This window comes from Thalassococcus halodurans (assembly GCF_900108225.1).
Taxonomy (GTDB): Bacteria; Pseudomonadota; Alphaproteobacteria; order Rhodobacterales; family Rhodobacteraceae; genus Thalassococcus; species Thalassococcus halodurans.
On the sequence record NZ_FNUZ01000005.1, the window covers coordinates 112,300 to 126,475 of the forward strand.

At 60.3% G+C, this 14,176-nt stretch carries 14 protein-coding genes and 1 pseudogene; 13 read left to right on the top strand and 2 right to left on the bottom strand.

From position 1 onward, the window contains the following. The first annotated feature begins 28 nt into the window (after positions 1 to 28). The gene (locus C4S59_RS15070; RefSeq protein WP_234994787.1) at positions 29 to 1,465 is read left to right on the top strand and encodes an ABC1 kinase family protein; all 1,437 of its coding nucleotides are present in this window, start codon (positions 29 to 31) and stop codon (positions 1,463 to 1,465) included. Here the strand turns inward: C4S59_RS15070 and C4S59_RS15075 are convergent. Next, positions 1,440 to 1,823: pseudogene (locus C4S59_RS15075) on the bottom strand (DUF2867 domain-containing protein); the annotation flags it as partial. The gene C4S59_RS15070 and the pseudogene C4S59_RS15075 overlap by 26 nt on opposite strands. Positions 1,824 to 2,069: 246 nt before the next feature. On the opposite strand from C4S59_RS15075, the gene C4S59_RS15080 reads away from it, so the two are divergent. From C4S59_RS15080 to C4S59_RS15135, 12 genes are all read left to right on the top strand, one after another. Further along, on the top strand, positions 2,070 to 2,930 hold the full coding sequence (locus C4S59_RS15080; RefSeq protein ID WP_103911354.1) for a branched-chain amino acid aminotransferase: 861 nt from the start codon (positions 2,070 to 2,072) through the stop codon (positions 2,928 to 2,930). Between the two features lie 67 nt (positions 2,931 to 2,997). After that, positions 2,998 to 3,453, top strand: coding sequence for a universal stress protein (locus C4S59_RS15085; protein ID WP_103911355.1), 456 nt, complete (start codon positions 2,998 to 3,000; stop codon positions 3,451 to 3,453). A gap of 176 nt (positions 3,454 to 3,629) precedes the next feature. Continuing rightward, positions 3,630 to 4,193, top strand: coding sequence for a NifU family protein (locus C4S59_RS15090; protein WP_103911356.1), 564 nt, complete (start codon positions 3,630 to 3,632; stop codon positions 4,191 to 4,193). Continuing rightward, positions 4,183 to 4,761, top strand: coding sequence for a tRNA (adenosine(37)-N6)-threonylcarbamoyltransferase complex dimerization subunit type 1 TsaB (tsaB, locus tag C4S59_RS15095; protein ID WP_103911357.1), 579 nt, complete (start codon positions 4,183 to 4,185; stop codon positions 4,759 to 4,761). The genes C4S59_RS15090 and tsaB overlap by 11 nt, the downstream gene beginning before the upstream one ends. 8 nt (positions 4,762 to 4,769) lie before the next feature. Continuing rightward, a complete protein-coding gene (gene rimI, locus C4S59_RS15100; RefSeq protein WP_160006917.1) occupies positions 4,770 to 5,216 on the top strand; it encodes a ribosomal protein S18-alanine N-acetyltransferase in 447 nt (148 codons plus the stop codon). A gap of 142 nt (positions 5,217 to 5,358) precedes the next feature. Next, positions 5,359 to 6,363 carry a BMP family lipoprotein gene (locus C4S59_RS15105; RefSeq protein WP_103911359.1) on the top strand — a complete coding sequence of 335 codons (1,005 nt, stop codon included), beginning with the start codon at positions 5,359 to 5,361 and terminating at the stop codon, positions 6,361 to 6,363. An 85-nt stretch (positions 6,364 to 6,448) separates the two neighbouring features. Continuing rightward, positions 6,449 to 7,996, top strand: coding sequence for an ABC transporter ATP-binding protein (locus tag C4S59_RS15110; protein ID WP_103911360.1), 1,548 nt, complete (start codon positions 6,449 to 6,451; stop codon positions 7,994 to 7,996). Then, on the top strand, positions 7,989 to 9,077 hold the full coding sequence (locus C4S59_RS15115; protein ID WP_103911361.1) for an ABC transporter permease: 1,089 nt from the start codon (positions 7,989 to 7,991) through the stop codon (positions 9,075 to 9,077). Before C4S59_RS15110 ends, C4S59_RS15115 begins: the two co-directional genes overlap by 8 nt. After that, positions 9,077 to 10,042 (top strand): ABC transporter permease, encoded by a 966-nt coding sequence (locus C4S59_RS15120; RefSeq protein ID WP_103911362.1) that lies wholly within the window; start codon positions 9,077 to 9,079, stop codon positions 10,040 to 10,042. Before C4S59_RS15115 ends, C4S59_RS15120 begins: the two co-directional genes overlap by 1 nt. A gap of 100 nt (positions 10,043 to 10,142) precedes the next feature. Continuing rightward, complete coding sequence (locus C4S59_RS15125) at positions 10,143 to 11,054, top strand: sulfite exporter TauE/SafE family protein (RefSeq protein WP_103911363.1); 912 nt, start codon at positions 10,143 to 10,145, stop codon at positions 11,052 to 11,054. Next, positions 11,051 to 11,815, top strand: coding sequence for a TIGR02186 family protein (locus C4S59_RS15130; protein WP_103911364.1), 765 nt, complete (start codon positions 11,051 to 11,053; stop codon positions 11,813 to 11,815). Before C4S59_RS15125 ends, C4S59_RS15130 begins: the two co-directional genes overlap by 4 nt. Further along, entirely contained in the window at positions 11,815 to 12,249 is a 435-nt protein-coding gene (locus tag C4S59_RS15135) for an acyl-CoA thioesterase (RefSeq protein WP_103911365.1), read from the top strand. The genes C4S59_RS15130 and C4S59_RS15135 overlap by 1 nt, the downstream gene beginning before the upstream one ends. Here the strand turns inward: C4S59_RS15135 and uvrC are convergent, their stop codons facing one another. Next, positions 12,250 to 14,127, bottom strand: a complete 1,878-nt coding sequence (gene uvrC, locus C4S59_RS15140; RefSeq protein WP_103911366.1) for an excinuclease ABC subunit UvrC — start codon at positions 14,125 to 14,127, stop codon at positions 12,250 to 12,252. Between the last annotated feature and the right edge of the window lie 49 nt (positions 14,128 to 14,176).

The window sequence follows — 14,176 nt, forward strand, 5'->3', positions numbered from 1 at the left end:
ACCATTCACGACACTCTAACTCTGCCCCATGGCCGACAACACGCACCCTGACACATCCGCCGTTCCGTCAACCCGCCTCGGGCGCGCAGCCCGTATGGGCGGATTGGGCGGCACGCTTTTGGGGTCGGTCGTCGCAGGCGGGGCACAAAGCCTGTTGTCAGGCCGCAAACCGCGGCTTTCCGATCTGGTCCTGACGCCCGCAAATGCCCGACGCATCACAGATGAGTTGTCCAAAATGCGCGGCGCGGCCATGAAGCTAGGTCAATTGCTGTCGATGGACACCGGCGACGTGCTACCGCCCGAATTGTCCGACATCTTCGCCCGCCTCAGGGCACAGGCGCATCACATGCCACCGGCGCAGTTGAAAACGGTGCTCATCCGCAACTGGGGGCCCGATTTCCTGCGCAGCTTCCGCAAATTTGACGTCCGCCCCATTGCCGCAGCCTCCATCGGGCAGGTCCACCGCGCCACCACCAAAGACGGCCGTGATCTGGCGATCAAGGTGCAATACCCCGGCATCCGCCACAGCATCGACAGCGACATCCGCAACCTTGGTTCCGTGATGAAGGTTTCAGGGTTGCTGCCCAAAGGGATCGATATTGATGCCCTTCTGGAAGACGCCCGCCAACAGCTGCACGAAGAAGCCGACTACAGCCAAGAGGCCCGCGCCATGACGGCCTACGCCGATGCGCTGTCGGACGATCCCCGCTTTGTCGTGCCGCGTCCCGCGCCCGATCTTTCGACCCAAGACATCCTTGCCATGGACTTCATCGACAGTGTTCCGATTGAGGCGATGGCAACCGCGCCGCAGAACATCCGCGACCGTATCGCCCAAGACCTGATCACACTGACCTGCCGCGAACTCTTTGTCCTTGGCACGATGCAGACCGATCCCAATTTCGCGAACTTCCGCTACCAGCCGGAAACCGACCGCACTGTCCTGCTGGATTTCGGCGCCACACGCCATTTCCCAAACCAACGGATCGCCGAATACCGCCAACTGCTGTCCGCCGCCCTGTCCGGCGACCGCGCAAAGCTACACGCCGCCGCGCTGAACGCGAATTACCTGACGCCCGACACCGCCGATCACCACGCCACCCGCGTTCTGGACCTGATGGAAACCGCCACCGCACCGCTGAGCAGCGACCAGCCCTTCGACTTCGCGACCTCTCCACTTGCCCGTCAAATGACCGAAGCTGCACAGGACTTTGCCAAAGACCGCAGCTTTGCCGTCGTGCCCCCCACAGACACGCTGTTCCTGCACCGCAAAATCGCGGGTCTTTACCTGCTGGCCGCACGGCTGGGCGCAAAGCTTCCCCTGCGCCCCATCCTTACGTCCGGTCTTGCGCTGTCAGCGCCTTCCGCAACCGCCGCAGCGACGCCCATACAATCACCCGATGCGCAATCCCCACAGGGATCATGTACGCGCGGCCAAACCAGTTATGGGTCACCACAGACGAAGTGATGCGATAGCGCGCGCCCTCAACGGTCAGGGTCGTCATCACATCCAGATGCCGATCGCGCGCCGTCAGCACCAGCATGTCCGGCGCGCTATGCTCGACCAGAAAGAAATCCAGGTGGTCGCCGACCTGCACGTCCGTCATCTGCTTACCGGAAAATCCCGCAATCCGCTGCACGCCGAACATCGCGGAAATCCCATCGCGGATATCAAACGCCAACTGTAACAGCGGATTGGGCGCGCCCGTGATGATGTTCCACCCTTCCAGAGGCGTCACAACCACCGGCAAATCGACAAAAGCCGTGTGATAATAATCAAGCGCCTCTTTGGGCCCCAAAAGCCCCTGATCGGCAGAGATATCCATAATAATCCCCGAAAAATCTTTCCTCTAATCGCCGTCAGACAATCACGGCCCCACCACACGCACAACCGGCGCAAATCGCCACACCCCGCACCAAAAGCGCCAGATCCGAGGGACGCGCCAACAGGCGTGTCCCGAGACAAACCTGCGTGCGGGCGCAAGCCCGCACTCCATAAAAACAACCCAATTTCCCGTCTGGACCTTCCCATCCAAGGCCCCTAGCCTCCGCCCGAACAAGGGAGGCGCACCATGGCAACCGGCAAAAACATCCACACCTATTTCAACGGCACTTGGCACGACGGCGACCTGCCAGTGATGCGCGCCGCCGATCACGGGTCGTGGCTTGGCAGCACGGTGTTTGACGGCGCCCGCTTCGTGAACGGCTTGATGCCTGATCTCGATCTGCACTGCGAACGGGTCAACCAATCCGCCCACGCGCTGATGATCACCCCGACCGTCGACACGAACACCATGGTCGAGATCGTCAAAGACGGCCTAAGCGCCTACGCCCCCGGTGCCGCGGTCTATATCCGCCCGATGTACTGGGCGATCCACGGCGATGCATCGGCCATCATGCCCTCGCCGGACGCCACCGGCTTTGCCATCTGTCTTGAAGAAATCCCCATGGCCCCCGACACAGCCTCGGTCACGCTGGGCCGCACCCGCTTCCGCCGGCCTGTGCTTGAAGATGCCGTGGTCAACGCCAAGGCCGGATGCCTCTACCCCAACAACGCCCGCATGCTGTCCGAGGTCCGCGCCCGCGGCTTTGGCAACGCGCTGGTGGCCGACGCGCTTGGCAATGTCGCAGAAAGCGCCACAGCCAACGTCTTCATGGTGCGCGATGGCGTGGTCCAGACGCCGGTTGCCAACGGCACCTTCCTTGCCGGCATCACCCGCGCCCGCCACATCGCCAACCTGCGCGCCGACGGGGTCGAGGTGCAGGAATGCGTTCTCGGCTTCCAGGACTTCGCAGAAGCTGACGAGGTCTTCCTGTCCGGCAATATGAACAAGGTCACCGCCGTCACAGGCTTCGAAGACATCTCCTACCAGACCGGCCCCATGACCAAACGCGTGCGCGAACTCTACTGGGACTGGGCCGCAAGCTCCTGATCTCATTGTAGTAGACAGGCTCCAACCCCTTCGCCATGATGCGACAGGAACAGGAGGGCTAAACCACATGCGCAAGTTTCTTGTCGTGCTCGACGACAGTCGCGAATGCCTGAACGCCATGCGCTTTGCCGCCATGCGCGCATCGCACACCGGCGGCGGCGTTGCGATCCTGTCGATCATCCCGCCAGATGAATTCAACCACTGGATCGGCGTCGGTGACATCATGCGCGAAGAAGCCCGCGAACGGATCGAGGCCCACTTCGAGGTCTTCGCCAAATGGATGCGCGACAAACAAAGCGTCGATCCCGAACTGGTCATCCGCGAAGGCGATCCGGTCAGCGAAATTCTGGCCCAGATCAAGGACGATGCCGAAATCGGCGTGCTGGTTCTTGGCGCAGGCACCGACAAAAAAGGCCCCGGGCCATTGGTCACCCAACTGACCCGCAACTCCGGCAGCCTGCCCATCCCGATTACCATCGTTCCGGGCGATCTGTCCAAAGAACAACTCGAAGCGATCACCTGACGCACGGCGCCAGACACGGGGCACCCACCCGAGGGTCCGGCCAAAGGCAGGACCCGAGATAAACCAGCGTGCGGTCGCACGACCGCACCCCGCATCACAGTTTAGAATGATTCCAAACCTTGACGGACCCGCCCTGCACAAGCATATAGAGGGCGAACCCAGAAAGGCTGTGCATCATGTTCATCCAGACAGAATCGACACCGAACCCCGCAACGCTCAAGTTCCTGCCGGGCCAGACCGTGCTAGAGGTTGGCACAGCTGATTTCCCGACAGCAGACGGCGCAGGCGCATCTCCGCTGGCCACACGCCTGTTCGAAGTTGCAGGCGTCCGTGGCGTTTTCTTCGGCAATGACTTTGTGACCATCACAAAAGCAGATGACGTGGATTGGGACCACATGAAGCCCGCCGTCCTTGGCGCGATCATGGAACACTTCCAGTCCGGTCAGCCTGTCATGGCCGACGATGCCCAGCCGCAATCCGGCCACGCAGACCACGACGGCGAAAACGCCGAGGTTGTGGGCCAGATCAAGGAACTGCTCGACACCCGCGTGCGCCCTGCTGTGGCACAGGACGGTGGCGACATCACCTTCCACGGCTTTGAACGTGGCGTGGTGTATCTGCACATGCAAGGTGCTTGCGCGGGCTGCCCGTCTTCGACACTGACCCTGAAAATGGGCATCGAAAACCTGCTGCGCCACTACATCCCCGAAGTGACCGAGGTCCGCCCCGTTGGCGTCTAAGCCTCTCACACTCGGCTTTGATACATCGGCCGCGCATTGCGCGGCCGCTTTGTTACGGGGTGATGAAATCCTTGCGGCCACCGCGCAGGAGATGGGGCGCGGACAGGCCGAAAACCTGATGCCGCTGATCGAAGACATGCTGTCTAGCGCAGACGTGACATGGGCAGATCTGGACCGCATTGGCGTAGGTATCGGCCCCGGAAACTTCACCGGTATCCGTATCTCTGTCTCGGCTGCACGTGGTCTTGCTCTGGCCTTGGACATTCCCGCGATTGGTGTATCGACGTTTGACGCGATCACACAGATCGACGCCAAGGCAACGCCCGCCGTCCCCGCCCCGCGCGATCTTGTGTATGTCACGCATCTTGGCCCCGAACCGCAGTTGCTGCCGATCGCAGAGGCCCAGGAAACCGCCCCTCTGACCCTGCCGCCTGCGCCGCGCGAACTGGCCATCGCCATCGCCCAAGTGGCCGCCAAGGCCACACCGGGCGCCTCGCCCGCGCCGATGTACATCAAACCCGCCGATGCGGCCCCGTCACGGGACGTGCCGCCGCGCATCCTGACATGACGCACCCCATGCCACCGGCCACCATGTCACCGGCCACCGTGGCTCAGATCATGGCGCGCGCCTACACGCATCAGTCGCCTTGGTCCGAAAAGGCCATCGCCGACACGCTGGCGCAATCAGGCTGCATATTCCTGCACGCCCCCCTCGGTTTTCTGATCGCCCGCCAGATTCTGGACGAGGCCGAGATCTTGGCCGTCGCCGTCGACCCAGATGCCCAAAGATCAGGCATCGCCACGCGGCTGATCACAGCCTTCCACGACGCGCACGAAAAACAGGGAATCGCCACCGCATTTCTTGAGGTTGCGGCCCGAAACACCGCCGCTCGCGCCTTTTACAAGGCCCACGGCTATACCGAGTCCGGTCTGCGCAAGCGCTATTACCGCCGTCCGGACGGTAACTTTGATGATGCTGTGCTTATGGCACGGGCAACAATCCGCCCCGAAAGCGTGACGTAACGCCAGACAGCCCTGTTTTTGCTGAAAAACCGGTTGACCACTTGGTCAAGACACGCCCTAATCTCTGTCAGATCGTTTTGATCCTGTACAAATGGCCGCACGATTTTGACAGCGGCCAGACATAACACACTGGGAGCCCGTAATGACAATCATGACCAAATTTCTTGGCGCAACAGCCGCGCTGGCACTCTCTGCTGGTGCCGCACTGGCCGATCCTGCGCTGATTTATGACCTTGGCGGGAAGTTCGACAAATCCTTTAACGAAGCTGCTTATAACGGTGCTCAGCGTTGGGCCGAAGAAACAGGCGGCACGTACAAGGACATTGAAATGCAATCCGAAGCCCAGCGCGAACAGGCGCTGCGTCGCTTTGCCGAAGCAGGCTTCAGCCCGGTCATCACAGCCGGTTTCGCCTTTGCCGATCCGATCAACAACGTCGCGGCTGACTATCCGGACACCAAGTTCGTAAACATCGACGGCTGGCTGCCCGAAGTGCCCGAAAACGTTCTGCTGATCAACTTCCAAGAACATCAGGGGTCCTATCTGGTTGGCATGCTGGCGGCGATGGAAAGCAAGTCCAACACAGTTGGCTTCATCGGTGGTATGGACATTCCGCTGATCCGTCACTTCGCTTGTGGCTACGCACAGGGCGCGAAGGCTGTGAACCCCGACATCACCGTGATCTCCAACATGACAGGCACAACACCTGCGGCATGGAACGATCCGGTTAAAGGCACCGAGCTGGCCAAAGCACAGATTGGCCAAGGCGCGGATGTCATCTATGCAGCTGCTGGCGGCACAGGTATCGGTGTTCTGCAGACAGCGGCTGACGAAGGCATCAAGTCCATCGGCGTTGACAGCAACCAGAACCACATGCACCCGGGTTCCGTTCTGACATCCATGCTCAAGCGCGTCGACAACGCCGTGTTCGAAGCAATGTCTGGCGGTGCTGACCTGGAAACAGGTACGTTCATGACACTTGGTCTGGCAGAAGACGGTGTTGGCTACGCGGTTGACGAAAACAACGCGGAACTGATTTCCGACGACATGATTGCAGCGGTTGAAGACGCCAAAGCGAAAATCATCTCGGGCGATCTGGAAGTCGTATCCTACTACGCCAACGACAGCTGCCCCGCGCTGGAATTCTAAGAAGCGCCTAGCGTTTTATCTGAAACTTGGTTGAGGGGCCGTCCACGGACGGCCCCTTCCCCATAGCGATATTCGGACCTTGATCATGAACGATACGGTTCCCGCGATCGAACTCAAAGGCATTTCCAAGGCATTCGGCCCTGTTCAAGCCAACAAAGATATTTCGATCCGCGTCATGCCCGGCACCATCCACGGCATCATCGGTGAAAACGGTGCTGGTAAATCCACCCTGATGTCGATCCTCTACGGCTTTTACAAAGCCGACGCGGGCGAGATTTATATTTCGGGCAGGAAAACCGACATCCCCGACAGTCAGGCGGCGATTTCCGCAGGCATCGGCATGGTGTTCCAGCACTTCAAACTGGTGCAGAACTTTACCGTTCTGGAAAACGTCATACTGGGCGCAGAAGAAGGCGGGTTGCTGAACAATTCGCTGTCCAAGGCGCGCAAGGTTCTGAAACAGCTTGCCGAAGAATACGAACTGTCCGTCGATCCCGATGCGTTGATCGAAGACCTGTCGGTTGGCCACCAGCAGCGCGTGGAAATCCTCAAGGCGCTCTATCGTCAAGCCGACATCCTTATTCTGGACGAACCCACAGGGGTTCTGACACCCGCCGAAGCCGACCACCTGTTCCGCATCCTTGATAACCTGCGGGCCGAGGGCAAAACGATCATCCTGATCACCCACAAACTGCGCGAGATCATGGAGATTACCGACACCGTTTCGGTCATGCGCCGGGGCGAGATGACGGCCACCGTCAAAACATCTGAAACATCGCCCGAAGAACTGGCCGAACTGATGGTTGGTCGTAAGGTTCTGCTGCGGGTCGATAAAAAGCCCGCCACACCGGGTGAAAAGCTTCTGGAAATCAAAGATCTGCGCCATGTGGACGACCACGGCGTGGAACGTCTGAAAGGCATCTCGCTTGATCTGCGGGCCGGCGAAATTCTGGGCATCGCGGGCGTTGCTGGCAACGGCCAGTCCGCGCTGTTGGAAGTGCTGGGCGGCTATGCCGATGCCACGGGCTCGGTCAAACTACGCGGTCAGGAACTGCCGCTGTCCGGCCCCGGATCGGACGGTAGCGCACGGCGCGAGGCGGGTATCGGCCACGTCCCCGAAGACCGCCACCACGAAGGTCTGATCCTTGATTACACCGCGTGGGAAAACGCGATTTTCGGCTATCACCGCGACGCGCAATACCAAAAAGGTCTGCTGATGGATCACGACGCGATCCGCAAAGACGCCGAGGGCAAGATCGAACGCTTCGACGTGCGCCCTGCGAACTGCAACCTTGCGGCCAAGAATTTCTCGGGCGGGAACCAGCAAAAGATCGTTCTAGCACGCGAGATTGAACGCAATCCCGATGTGCTGCTGATCGGCCAGCCGACGCGCGGCGTGGATATCGGCGCGATTGAGTTCATCCACCAGCAAATCGTGCGTCTGCGCGATGAAGGTAAGGCCATTTTGCTTGTCTCGGTGGAACTGGACGAAATCTTTGCCTTGTCCGACCGCATCGCCGTGATGTTCGACGGTCAGATCATGGGCTTCCGCGACCCTGCAGAGACAGACCAACGCGAACTGGGCCTGCTGATGGCCGGCGTCACCAACACGAAAGAGGCAAGCCATGGATAAGATGCCAGCATGGGCCGATGCAGTCCTTGTTCCGCTGATTTCGCTGCTTCTGGCGGCCTTCCTGTCGGCGCTTGTTATTCTGGCCATCGGGGAGAACCCCGTTGATGCCTTTAAGCTGATGGTCGATGGCGCGCTGATGCGGTCGTCGGGTTGGGGCTATACGCTTTACTACGCCACCAACTTTATCTTCACCGGTCTCGCCGTTGCCGTGGCCTTCCACGCGCGACTGTTCAACATCGGTGGCGAAGGTCAGGCGGTTCTGGGCGGTCTGGGCGCGGCGCTGGCCTGCCTGTTCATCCCGTGGCCCCACTGGTCGCTGGCGATCATCGGCGGCGCCTTTGCGGCAGCGGCCTTTGGTGCGCTCTGGGCACTGATCCCCGCCTATCTTCAGGCAAAACGCGGCAGCCACATCGTGATCACCACGATCATGTTCAACTTCATCGCTGCGGCGCTGTTGAACTACGTCCTTGTGAACCTGCTGAAACCCGCAGGCTCGATGGAACCCGCAACCGCGAACTTCCCCGAAGCCACGCATCTTCCGTCGTTCCAGGACATGTTCGCGACCGCAGACAACCCGCTGTTTCGCGGATCACCTGCCAACGTGACCTTCTTCCTTGCGCTGATCGCCTGTGTGCTGGTCTGGCTTCTGATCTGGCGCACGCGTCTGGGTTACGAAATCCGCGCACAGGGGCATTCGGAAACCGCCGCACGCTATGCCGGCATTTCGCCTGTGCGCATCACCATCGTCGCGATGCTGATTTCGGGCGGTCTGGCCGGCCTGATGGCCGTCAACGCCACCATGGGCGAGGCCGAGCGTCTGGTTATCAACGCAGCCGAAGGCGCGGGCTTTATCGGGATCGCTGTGGCCCTGATGGGCCGCAACCACCCTGTGGGCGTTCTGATGGCCGCGCTTCTGTTCGGCTTCCTTTATCAGGGCGGCGCGGAACTGGCGCTTTGGACAAACATCCCGCGTGAACTGATCGTCGTTATTCAGGCGCTGGTCATCCTGTTCACGGGCGCATTGGACAACATGGTGCGGATGCCTCTTGAGAAACTCTTTGTGAAACGGAGGGCCGCGTGATGGATTTTCTGACCCTACTTCAGGTTCTTGATTCCACCGTCCGTCTGGCAACCCCCCTGTTGCTGGCCTGTCTGGCTGGCCTTTACAGCGAACGCGCCGGTGTTTTCGACATCGGGCTTGAAGGCAAGATGCTGGCCGCTGCCTTCCTGTCTGCCGGTGTCGCCTATGTTACGGGTTCGGTCTGGCTGGGTCTGTTTGCCGGTATCGCAGCCTCGGTCGCGCTGTCGGCCATTCACGGGCTGGCATCGATCACCTTCCGCGGCAACCAGCTGATTTCCGGTGTAGCGATCAACTTTCTTGCGGCTGGCCTGACTGTTCTGATCGCACAGAACTGGTTCAAACAGGGGGGCCGCACACCGTCGCTGATCGGCGGCGGGCGTTGGGAAAACATCACCCTGCCCTTCGCTGAAACGCTCTCGGGTGTGCCCGTCCTTGGCCCCATCTATGCCGAGCTGATCTCGGGCCATTCGCTGCTGGTCTATGTGGCCTTTGCCATGGTGCCGCTGACGTGGTGGATCCTGTTCCGCACCCGTTTCGGCCTGCGCCTGCGCGCTGTGGGCGAAGCGCCCGAGGCTGTGGACACCGCCGGTGTCTCGGTCGTCGGCCTGCGCTTTGCGGCTGTGGGCATTTGCGGCATCCTTTGCGGCATCGCAGGCAGCTATCTGGCCACCGGACTTCAAGCGGGCTTTGTCAAAGACATGACCGCCGGTCGTGGCTTTATCGCGCTGGCGGCGCTGATCTTTGCTAAGTGGCGGCCTTGGTACGCGCTTGGCGCCTGCCTGCTGTTCGGTCTGCTTCAGGCCGTCGCGCTGCGCTATCAGAACATCGATCTGGGCGGCGTCGTGATCCCCGTGCAGGTGATGGATGCCCTGCCCTATATCCTGACCGTGGTCATCCTTGCCGGTTTCGTCGGCAAGGCCATCCCGCCCCGCGCGGGCGGCGAGCCCTACGTTAAGGAAAGATAAGCCAAAAGCGGGCGTAGACCTGTGCTGCGCCCGCACTTTTTAAAGCAAATCCACTCTGCCCCCGTTGCCATTTTCGAAATCGTAGGCTCAGAGTGAGAATATGCAGATTTACCTTCCCATCGCCGAGGTATCGGTCAGCCTGATCCTTCTTCTGGGTCTGGGTACGCTTGTGGGCATTCTGTCTGGCATGTTCGGCGTGGGCGGCGGGTTTCTGATCACGCCTTTGCTGTTTTTCATGGGCATTCCGCCCGCTGTGGCCGTGGCCACCGGCGCGAACCAGATTGTGGCCAGTTCCGTATCCGGCGTGATGGCCCATCTGAAACGACGAACGGTCGATCTGAAAATGGGAACGGTGTTGCTGGTGGGCGGCCTCTTCGGGTCCGCCATCGGCGTCTACATCTTCAACTTCCTGAAAACCCAAGGTCAGGTCGATCTGCTGGTCAAGATTTGCTACGTCGTCTTCCTTGGGATCATCGGCGGGCTGATGTTTTACGAAAGCGTCAAGTCCATGATGAAAAGCCGCGCGGGCAAGCGTGGCAAACGCCATGTGCACGTCTGGGTGCATGGCCTTCCGTTCAAAATGCGCTTCCGCGCGTCAGGCCTTTATATCTCGGCCATCCCGCCGCTTCTGGTGGGTGCGGCTGTGGGTATTCTGGCCGCGATCATGGGTGTCGGCGGCGGTTTCATTATGGTGCCTGCGATGATCTATCTGCTGGGCATGCCCACCAAGGTCGTTATCGGTACATCGCTGTTCCAGATCATCTTTGTCACCGCCTTCACGACGCTTCTGCACGCGGTATCCACACAAACCGTGGATATCGTTCTGGCGCTGGCGCTGATCCTTGGCGGCGTTGTGGGCGCGCAGATCGGGTCCGTGATCGGCGCAAAACTGAAGGCCGAACAACTTCGTATCCTGCTGGCATCGCTGGTGCTGGCGGTCTGCTTCAAACTGGCGCTGGATTTGTTCCTGACGCCGGATGAGCTTTATATTCTGGCCGAGTTCGGATCATGATCCGCTACCTCGCCGCCATACTGACCTTTCTGACAGGCGCAGCCGCCGCGCAGGAAGAGATCGTTCTGGGCCTCAGCCACGACACGGTATCGATCTCAACCGATTTCGACGGGTCCGACATTCTGGTCTACGGCGCGGTCAAACGCGAAAACCCGATCCCCGAAGGCCCGCCGTTAGAAGTGATCGTCGCGGTCTCCGGCCCGACCGAGCGCATGACCGTCTACAAACAGGACCGCAAACTGGGCATCTGGGTAAACGCCGAAAGCGTCGAGGTCGACGAAGCCCCATCCTTCTACGCTGTAGCCACCTCTGCCCCTTGGACCTCTGTCATTTCAGCGGTCGAAGACCTACGTCACCGTATTTCCATTCCCAAGGCCATCCGGTCCGTCGGCGCGCCTGATGATGTGACAGACGCGCAGGCCTTCACACAGGCGCTGATCCGTATCCGCGAAAAGGAAGGCCGCTACCGGTTGGATGAAAATACCGTGAATATGCGGGAAGAGACGTTGTTTTCGACCTCGGTCTCGCTGCCGGCGAACCTGACCGAAGGTGAATATACCCTGCGTATATTCCTGACCCGTGAAGGCGCGGTGGTGGGCGATATCGACACGTCGATCATCGTGGAAAAGGTCGGGATCGAACGCTGGCTGTATAACCTGTCGCGCCTGAACCCGCTGGCTTATGGCCTTTTGGCTGTCGCGATCGCGCTGATTGCCGGTTGGCTTGCCTCGGCCGCTGTCAGACTAGTCAGGAACGGATAATGCCCCGCACACCGCCCCCCACCCGCGCCGATTTCCACGCCTTCCGCCCCATCCAGACCCGCTGGGCGGATAACGACGAATACGGCCATATGAACAACGCCACCTACCTGTCGCTGTTCGACACGGCGATCAGCGTCTGGCAGATGGAAAACGGCATCAACATCCGCGGGCCCGAAGCGATCCGCTTTGTCGTGGTGGAAAACGGCTGCACCTATTTTTCCGAGGTGGGCTTTCCCGATGCGCTGACCGCTGGCCTGCGCCTGACCCATCTGGGGCGCACCTCCTACCGGATCGAAATCGCGCTGTTCAAAGGGGACGAGGACACCGCATCGACCCTTGGGTTCTTTGTGAACGTGCTGACCGATCCCGATGGCACACCCACACCGATCCCTGACGCTCTGCGCGCATTGCTGTCCACCATCCTGACAGAGTGATCAGCCCTTTTCGTGGAAGAACCCGTAGATGCGCTCTGCCAGCGCCTCTGACACGCCATCAACAGCCTTAAGGTCGGCCAGATTGGCGCGGGACACGGCCTTGGCCGATCCGAAATGCGCCAACAGCGCGCGTTTGCGCGACGCACCGACGCCCGGAACCTCATCCAGCGGATTGGCCATGTTGGCCTTGGCCCGCTTCGCACGGTGGGTGCCGATGGCAAAGCGGTGCGCTTCGTCGCGCAGGCGCTGGATGAAATAGAGGACCGGATCATTGCGTTGCAGCGCAAAGGGGCGCTGGCCAACGCGGTGGAACTCTTCCTTGCCGTGGTCACGGTCCACGCCCTTGGCCACGCCGACCATGGGAATGTCTTCCACCCCGTATTCGCGCATGATCTCGGCCACGGCGCTGACCTGCCCTGCACCACCGTCGATCAGCAGCAAATCCGGCCACAGCCCGTTTTCCCGATCAGGGTCTTCTTTCAGCAGGCGGGTAAAGCGGCGCGACAGCACCTCTTTCATCATGCCAAAGTCATCGCCGGGCGTAAGGTCTTCACCTTTAATGTTATACTTGCGGTATTGGTTCTTCATGAACCCGTCCGGCCCCGCAACGATCATTGCGCCAACCGCGTTGGTGCCTTGGATGTGCGAGTTGTCGTATACCTCGACCCGTTCTGGCGGGGCATCCAGCGCGAATGCCTCGGCCACGCCTTTCAGCAGTTTGGTCTGCGCCGCAGATTCCGACATCTTGCGACCAAGGCTTTCGCGGGCGTTCCGCGTGGCGCCTTCGATGATCTCGGCCTTTTCGCCCCGCTGCGGGACGGACAGTTCGACACGTCGCCCCAGTTTGCTGGAAAGCGCCTCTTCCATCAGGTCGGGGTTTTCCACCGCATGGGACAGCAGGATCAGGCGCGGCGGTTCCTTGGTGTCGTAGAACTGGCCCATGAAGGCCTCAAGCACCTCGGCCTCATCCACATCGGGGCCAACGCGGGGATAGAAATCGCGGTTGCCCCAGTTCTGGTTCGCACGGATGAAGAACACCTGTACACAGGCCTGCCCCCCTTCCATATGAAGCGCGATCACATCGGCCTCGGTCACAGTACGCGGGTTGATGCCCTGTGACGTCTGCACCTGCGTCAACGCGCGGATACGGTCGCGCAGAGCGGCGGCGCGTTCGAACTCCATCGCCTCGGACGCTTCCTGCATCTGGGCGCCCAATGCCTCTTGGATGCGGGTGGATTTGCCGGACAGGAACCGTTCAGCATCTTTCACCGTCTCGGCATAGTCAGCTTCGCTGATCTTGCCCACGCACGGCGCGCTACAGCGTTTGATCTGATATTGCAGACATGGCCGCGTGCGGCTGTCGAATACCGAGTCCGTACAGTTGCGCAGCAAGAACGCCTTTTGCAGCTGGTTCAGCGTGCGGTTCACCGCCCCCGCGCTGGCGAAGGGGCCATAGTAGCTGCCCTTCTCTTTCTTCGCGCCGCGATGCTTTTTGATCATCGGATAGGGGTGGTCGCCCGTCACCAGAATATTCGGAAAACTCTTATCGTCACGCAGCAGCACGTTGTAACGCGGCTTAAGCTGCTTGATTAGGTTCTGCTCTAGCAGCAAGGCCTCGGTTTCGGTGCGCGTGGTCAGGAACATCATCGACGACGTTTCCGAGATCATCCGCTCGATCCGCCGCGAATGCCCCGAGGGTCGCGCATAGTTCGACACCCGCGCCTTCAGGTTCCGCGCCTTGCCGACGTACAGAACGCGACTTTGCGGGTCCAACATGCGGTAAACACCCGGCGAACTATCCAGTGTCTTTAGATAGCCCTGAATGACCGAATGGCCTCTTGGAATTTCAGGATTCGAATGTGTCGGATCGTCTGTCATTCACGTCACTTGATTCGCTGCTCGGGTGTCCTGATTCTTACGGCTTGCC

What these genes read in the sequence shown, in the direction of transcription:
- C4S59_RS15070 (WP_234994787.1), top strand. Translation starts at nt 29, where the DNA reads ATGGCCGACAACACGCACCCTGACACATCCGCCGTTCCGTCAACCCGC.
- C4S59_RS15080 (WP_103911354.1), top strand. Translation starts at nt 2,070, where the DNA reads ATGGCAACCGGCAAAAACATCCACACCTATTTCAACGGCACTTGGCAC.
- C4S59_RS15085 (WP_103911355.1), top strand. Translation starts at nt 2,998, where the DNA reads ATGCGCAAGTTTCTTGTCGTGCTCGACGACAGTCGCGAATGCCTGAAC.
- C4S59_RS15090 (WP_103911356.1), top strand. Translation starts at nt 3,630, where the DNA reads ATGTTCATCCAGACAGAATCGACACCGAACCCCGCAACGCTCAAGTTC.
- rimI (WP_160006917.1), top strand. Translation starts at nt 4,770, where the DNA reads ATGCCACCGGCCACCATGTCACCGGCCACCGTGGCTCAGATCATGGCG.
- C4S59_RS15105 (WP_103911359.1), top strand. Translation starts at nt 5,359, where the DNA reads ATGACAATCATGACCAAATTTCTTGGCGCAACAGCCGCGCTGGCACTC.
- C4S59_RS15110 (WP_103911360.1), top strand. Translation starts at nt 6,449, where the DNA reads ATGAACGATACGGTTCCCGCGATCGAACTCAAAGGCATTTCCAAGGCA.
- C4S59_RS15115 (WP_103911361.1), top strand. Translation starts at nt 7,989, where the DNA reads ATGGATAAGATGCCAGCATGGGCCGATGCAGTCCTTGTTCCGCTGATT.
- C4S59_RS15120 (WP_103911362.1), top strand. Translation starts at nt 9,077, where the DNA reads ATGGATTTTCTGACCCTACTTCAGGTTCTTGATTCCACCGTCCGTCTG.
- C4S59_RS15125 (WP_103911363.1), top strand. Translation starts at nt 10,143, where the DNA reads ATGCAGATTTACCTTCCCATCGCCGAGGTATCGGTCAGCCTGATCCTT.
- C4S59_RS15130 (WP_103911364.1), top strand. Translation starts at nt 11,051, where the DNA reads ATGATCCGCTACCTCGCCGCCATACTGACCTTTCTGACAGGCGCAGCC.
- C4S59_RS15135 (WP_103911365.1), top strand. Translation starts at nt 11,815, where the DNA reads ATGCCCCGCACACCGCCCCCCACCCGCGCCGATTTCCACGCCTTCCGC.
- uvrC (WP_103911366.1), bottom strand. Translation starts at nt 14,127, where the DNA reads ATGACAGACGATCCGACACATTCGAATCCTGAAATTCCAAGAGGCCAT.